The sequence below is a fragment of the Acidobacteriota bacterium genome, assembly GCA_034211275.1.
Lineage (GTDB): Bacteria > Acidobacteriota > Thermoanaerobaculia > Multivoradales > JAHZIX01 > JAGQSE01.
Genome location: JAXHTF010000287.1, coordinates 1 through 6040, shown reverse-complemented (window position 1 = coordinate 6040; position 6040 = coordinate 1). Strand labels below are relative to the sequence as shown.

Genomic DNA, 6040 nt, shown 5'->3' with positions numbered 1-6040 from the left:
AACTAAGAATTATGCCTCAAAAACGCTATCTATTCCACCAGCCAGTAGTCTCCTGCGAAGAAGCAGCGCAAGCGAGAAACATCCCCTTGTCGAGAGAGTTGAAGTCTTTGGTGCTCCGCTCGAAACATCAGGTTGTTGCCGTGCACCTACGAGGCTGTGACCGGATGTCGCGAAAACGTGTCCGAACTTTTACGCACGCACGCAGCCTCAGCATCCTGCCTAGATCTGAGCTCCTGAACATTTACGGACTTCGGGCAGGCTTAGTGAATCCATGGAATACATCTTTCTGCCAGCTTCATCTTCTTTGCCAGAAGGTGCTTCTGGAGCCCTTTGTCGGCACGAATGCTGGGTCTCTTACCGCCGGGCAGATATTTGACCCCGAGGAACTACTTAATATACCAAATATTGCCGTAGGGAGCTTCAGTGAGTAAGACTGTTTTGCTTGTTGCTGATCGAGTTGAAAATCACCAAGAGGCCAACCTTCAGTCGAAAGACCTTGAACGACTCGAAGACGCCTACTTTGAGAAGATCCGAGCAGGAATTCTCGAGTGTGACTGTAGGTTTCGCCATATTGATAATCCGGCCGAGCTTATCCGGCAGGCTCCCAGGCTTCCTGCCGATACCGTTGTATTTCCCCTGTGGTCAGGAGTTGCTTCCAGAAGCAGGAGAGCCCTAGTCCCCTCGATCTGCGAAGCCTGGGGAGTCCCATACGTAGGGTCCGACGCCTATACGCAAGTAATATGCCAGGACAAGTTTGTGGCGAAGCGCCTAGCAACAAGAGCCGGTCTCTCGACTCCACAGGCAGTGCTCCTCACGCCCACAGACTTTCAGGAAAGAAGGAAGGTTCAGGCAGCGCTTGAGACTCTTGCCTTACCTTTAGTCGTGAAGCCCAATTTCGAAGGCGGCTCGATAGGAATTAGCCAGCGCTCACTTGTGCATTCCTATGTCGACGCAGAAAGTACTGCCCATGAGGTTCATTCCATCCACAGGCAACCTATACTGGTAGAGGAGTTTGCGGAAGGGGTCGAGGCGAGCTTGCTACTCGTCTTCGCAAAAGAAGAAATATTCCTTGAGGGCGTTGTGCTCTACGAGCTGCATGAGGGACCTTGCTCACTCGAAAAAACAATATATAGCCTAGAGCTTAAGAAGGTCTCCCGAGAGAATATTAGTCAAAAGTTCTCCATGTCGAGCAAATACCCAGAACTCTTCGAGAGAGTCTACCGCCTTGTCGACTCCCTGGGTAAGGTGCACATTATTCGGGTAGACGGCAGAATGAGACGTGGGGATTTCCAAATGATTGAACTTAGTCCGGACATCTATCTGGGGCCAGACTCCTGCTTTGAAATAGCCGCAGAAGGTTGCGGCGAGTCCTACGCTCGACTGATTTCATTTCTTGTCTCAACAGCCTCTTGGTGAAAGCCGCTACGTTAGAGCCAGTGCGTGCCCTGTATGCTCGCCCCAAAGGAGCGTACGGATGCTGAGCATCATCAGGGCAGCTCCCTGCCGTCCGCACTAAGAACCTTTGGTATTTCGAAATGCCAAAAAGTGATCATCGACAGATGGTAGCGAAGGAAGCTTGCATAACTAGCGCTGCCATCTTCATCCTCCTGTTGATGTCCGAATAGGCGCTGCTTCCAGAGCGGCTCATGGACTTGAAAGACCCCGACGGCCCGTCGGAGGAACTGGCTCGCCCTTTTCCTGTCGCCTCGATCTCTATACGAGATTGACTGGTTAAATAGTACGGTCCTCAGAAGAGCCCGGTCTGGCTGCCCCCGCAGGCTTCTGTGAGCCGCCTCGAAGACATCGTCGGCATACCCCCAGCGGGAAGCTAAGGATGATACAACCCCGATATTGTTTAGCAGAACTATCCTGTCGAAAGAGTTAGCGACAGTCCTGAGAGCATGGTGCAGTCTTTGGGTTATCAGCTCGTAACGACTCTCGCCAGCCAGGACCTCCGCCACGGCTCGATTATTGGCCACTATGTGTCGCTCCATGAAGGCGCCGCCTAGGAGCTTTAGGGCCAGGTCGAGTTCGTTCAGCGCTGAGCTGAATTCACCCAGCCTAATCAGGTACATGGCGATAGATATCCGAGAATGAGCCTCATCACGTTGACGGTTCTGACTCTTGAAGAACTCTGCACTCTCCCTGGTTGCGTTTAAGGCGGCCCGAGGGGGCAGTAGAATCTCGGAGTTGCGCAAGAAATAGCCGTACTCCCTGAATTCTCTGAAAATAGGCTCGGCTCTGATGGCTTCGTATGCTTGCCAGCAGGCCTCGATTCTATTTAGCGACCTTAGCGAAGTCATCTCGATAAGCTTCACGCACAGGTTTACTCTGTAATCAGTGGCCGTTGTCGGATTTTGGATCCAAATTTCCTCGCACCTCTGTAGTGCGGCCGCGTGCTCTTCAAGGCGATCCAGTAGAGCCAGCTCTAGCAGTTCTCTCTCTTTGTCGTTAAGCGAGCCGGCCCTCAGGACCTCGTAGGCCTCCCGGTAGAGGCCGCTCTGGTAGTAGATCCCTAGGAGCTCTTTCTCAACTTCCTTCTCTAGGTCCTGCTGGGTACTTGCGTTGATCTCACGCCCTTGTTGACCGGCTCTTCGAAGCTCCTTCCAGAGTTTCTCGACGTAGGAGACTATTTCTCTCGGATATCTGCTGTTTAGTGCCAGAGAGCGAATTTCCTCGAATAGGTTGAGTAGTTTCTTTGGCTGGGCGATGCAGTAGAGAGAGGCTAGCCGGGTAAGGATCTGAGACTTTGAGTGGTCCAGGAAGTCTTCTTCTTCAAGCAGGGCCTCGTAGAGGGCTGTCCAAGACGAATAGGCCAGCTCACGGAATGCGACGAAGCTATCGGAGGAAAGAAGGGCCTTGGCAGTAGAGTCATGACAGAGGGCGTACTGTTCGTCACTCTGCCGCTCTATGAGGCCAAGGTCAAGCAGGCGCGATAGGGAAGCTTCTACATCTAAGAAAAAGTCTTGAAAATGAGCTGCGCGATCATACATAGCCATGATGCCGTATTCGGACGCATGGGCTCCATGGACTGCAAGAGAAACAGTCAGAAAGAGGTCGGACTTCCTGAGGCTTTCCAGCAATGCCACTGTCGGGTTACCAGTGGCATCAAGCTCCGAAATGACATTGACCTCTTGGGTATTAAAGGCCTCTTTTGCTGGCTCATCTAGTAATAGTATCTCAAGGTCCTTAAGGGCTCTCAGGTTTCCGGAGGTTTCATAATAGGCCTTTTCGAGAAGGCGCTCAAAGTTGACCGTGGTGCCGCTTTTTAGGATATCCTTGAGGGGCAACCACTGGAGTCTCCGGATAGGCACTCTTGCGGAGGCCATCTCGCACTCGTGAACGAGGTCATCCAATAAGAAGTTGCAGTCTTCGCCGGTCGTGTATTCCCAGATGAAGAATGCCAAACTGTTGTGAGTTATTAGTTCTGTCAGGATATCTTTGGAGAGAGGATCAAGGGACTGGACGTTTTCGACGCTGACTATTAGTCGCCCCGCTTTCTCGAGGAAGAGTTCCAGGTAGTCCGCTAGCTCCCAAAAGCCCGTATCTGTCCCTGGGTATAGCTTAGCCTTGAGGTCGGAGTGCGTTAATCGCATCTTCCGCTTGAGCATCGATCCAATTGGCTTGAAAGGTTTTAGTGGTGGCGTGCTGAAAGCTTCCTGTAGAAGCCTCTGGTCATGCTGCCCTTTCACGCTTTCGGTTGGGAGAGAGCGAAAATAGGAGTCGAGAGTTGGCAGGTTTCCAGAGCTTTCCGCGAGCGTGTTCGCTGCCGCAGCTAGCTTTGAAATGTAAAGCCCGTTCCTCCTCTCTACATCCTTTACTTCGGCTCTGAGGTGGTGCGCATCCTGAGCGTTGCTCCAATGCCTCACTAATGCGCTCTTCCCCACGCCAGTTTCGGCGCTTATTATTGCGACCGTGGGTGTTTTGGTCTCAGCGTCTTGATAGTTTGCTGAGAGCCAGGAAAGATCCGCGGACCGGTTAATGAAGTCTTCCGAAGTTAGCATAATTCTTAGTTCTCACTGCTAAGAATTCACCACCACCCCCCGCACATCCGCCCCCACCAACGCCGCCCGCAGGCCGGAGGCTGAGACATGGGTATAAATCTCGGTCGTCGCGATGGAGCTGTGACCGAGGAGGCGCTGGACGTAGCGGATGTCTACGCCGGCCTCGAGGAGGAGGGTGGCGCAGGAGTGGCGGAGCATGTGGGGGGTGGCGGGGCGGCGGAGGCCGGCGCGGGAGGCGGCTTCGTGGAGGTGCTTGCGGATGAATTGGGAGGAGGCCCGGGTGCCGCGCGAATTGATCAGGAGGGCTTGGGTGTCCTCGGCACGGGCGTCCCGGAGGATGAGGTAGCGGGCGAGGAGTATGCGGAGCTCCGGATCGGTGAGGAAGGCTTGGCGCTCCCGGGAGCCTTTGCCCTCGACCCGTAGCGCTCCTTCTGTCAGATCCAGCGCATCTATCGTCGCCCCCGTCAGCTCGCTGACCCGCAAGCCGGTGGCCACCAGCGTCTCCACCGCGACCAAGAGCGTCAGCTGAATGAACCGGCTGGGCGAGAGGTCGTAGGGGATCTCCTGGTGCTCGTAGCTGCGGAATGGATTCAGATCCAGGGCACTCCCGATGGCGCGGAGGAGCGCCCGGATCTCCGCGGCATGGAGGTGGCGTGGCAGGCGTTGGGGGGTGCGGATGCGGAGCTTCAAACGGCGGAAGGGAGAGAGCTCGATCACCTCCCGATCCTCCAGCCACCCGAAGAAGGCCCGCAAGCAAGCCATGCGGCGGCGCACCGTGGTCGCCTGGAGGCCGCGCTCCGTGAGTAGGTATCCGCTGTACTCCCGCAGACACTCCGCATCCAGCGCCTCCACCGGCTCCCCGAGCCTTCCGGACCGCTTCAGGAAGGTGGCGAGCTCCCGCAGGTCGATGCCGTAGGCCCGCAGGGTGTGGGTAGACAAGTTCCGCTCGTGGCGGCAGGCGTCGAGGAATCGGCTCTGGGCCTCGTCGAAGTGCATAGCCAGGGATCTCCGCGCATAGAGGAGCCGGGACGGCCCCGAGTAGAAAAAAGTCGCGAGCACGCGTAGCTGGGAGCACCCGAGATTACTCGAATACGGAATAAATAGCGTTTTAGCGAGTATTTTCTGACAGAGAGGCGAGAGTGGACGGCTGACGAGAGCGGCTCGGGGAAGGAGTCAGGCGCTGCAAGAGCAGGGCCCTCGCCGCATCAAGGCCGGAGGACCGCCAGCGGCGCAGAGGCGGTCGATCCAGGTTCGACGGCACCGCGAACAGCCCATGCAAAAAGCCCCGACGACCCAAGGCCGCCGGGGCTTTCAAGAGGGGGATGAAGACGAGCTCAGCCTGGGAAGCACTCCTTCCCGAAGCCGTCGCACACCACCGCCGAGCCCGGAACGGAGTAGCAGTCGTAGTAGCCCTGACAGCTGATCTGGTAGGGCGGAATGTTGAACCGGACGCTGCCGGGGCAAGTGGTGGTGGCGGAGCACGCGTAGCCCTCGGTGCCGGGGTTCTTGGCTTCGCTGTTGGGGGTGCCGAGGGCGGTGGGCTGGGCGGTGAAGAGCGGGGCCTGGGGGAGCTCGGCGTGGACGGCGGTGGTAGCTGCCGCTGGCTCTTCCGCGTGGACAACGCCCGCCAAGGCGAAGGTGGCGAGGACGATGGACAGGATGTAGATCGAAAGCTTCATGGTAGTTCTCCTCCATGTCGGGCTTCTTAGAGAGGCCCTATCATCAGATTGGCCCGAGAGCTCCCGGCGACCGTTCGCCGAACTCTTATCGAGCAGTGAATGCTGCAGGACTGTAGCATGGGCTTCGGGGACAGGTCCCGCGGTCACCGAGCCTCGGTGGGATGGGCCGTCGGGAAAGCTGCAGGTCCCATGGCGGGCCGCAGGAACGAGGCGTGATGGTGGGCTGGCGCCCCCCCAACTCCAGGAGGCGCATCAGCCAGTTGTAGGGTGGGCGCCAGCCCACCACTTCGACGGTCGGATCTCAGGCTAGCAACCCATCGAGAAAACCGGGCCTCCAACTACCTGAGGGCAGCCACC

The 6040-nt window shown here is 56.8% G+C and carries 4 protein-coding genes; 1 reads left to right on the top strand and 3 read right to left on the bottom strand.

Going from position 1 to position 6040, the window contains the following annotated elements:
* Positions 1 to 423 precede the first annotated feature (423 nt).
* On the top strand, positions 424 to 1416 hold the full coding sequence (locus tag SX243_24840) for a hypothetical protein (protein MDY7096215.1): 993 nt from the start codon (positions 424 to 426) through the stop codon (positions 1414 to 1416).
* 71 nt (positions 1417 to 1487) lie between these two features.
* Here SX243_24840 and SX243_24835 read toward each other — a convergent pair whose 3' ends face one another.
* The 3 genes from SX243_24835 to SX243_24825 all read right to left on the bottom strand — a co-directional run bounded on the left by SX243_24835 (position 1488) and on the right by SX243_24825 (position 5683).
* Complete coding sequence (locus SX243_24835; protein ID MDY7096214.1) at positions 1488 to 4004, bottom strand: hypothetical protein; 2517 nt, start codon at positions 4002 to 4004, stop codon at positions 1488 to 1490.
* 18 nt (positions 4005 to 4022) lie between these two features.
* Positions 4023 to 5000 (bottom strand): tyrosine-type recombinase/integrase, encoded by a 978-nt coding sequence (locus SX243_24830; protein ID MDY7096213.1) that lies wholly within the window; start codon positions 4998 to 5000, stop codon positions 4023 to 4025.
* Between the two features lie 338 nt (positions 5001 to 5338).
* Positions 5339 to 5683, bottom strand: a complete 345-nt coding sequence (locus tag SX243_24825) for a hypothetical protein (protein MDY7096212.1) — start codon at positions 5681 to 5683, stop codon at positions 5339 to 5341.
* Positions 5684 to 6040 lie beyond the last annotated feature (357 nt).

Bases quoted from the DNA above. Each gene is read 5' to 3' on its own strand.
- SX243_24830 (MDY7096213.1), bottom strand. From the start codon at position 5,000: ATGCACTTCGACGAGGCCCAGAGCCGATTCCTCGACGCCTGCCGCCAC.
- SX243_24835 (MDY7096214.1), bottom strand. From the start codon at position 4,004: ATGCTAACTTCGGAAGACTTCATTAACCGGTCCGCGGATCTTTCCTGG.
- SX243_24825 (MDY7096212.1), bottom strand. From the start codon at position 5,683: ATGAAGCTTTCGATCTACATCCTGTCCATCGTCCTCGCCACCTTCGCC.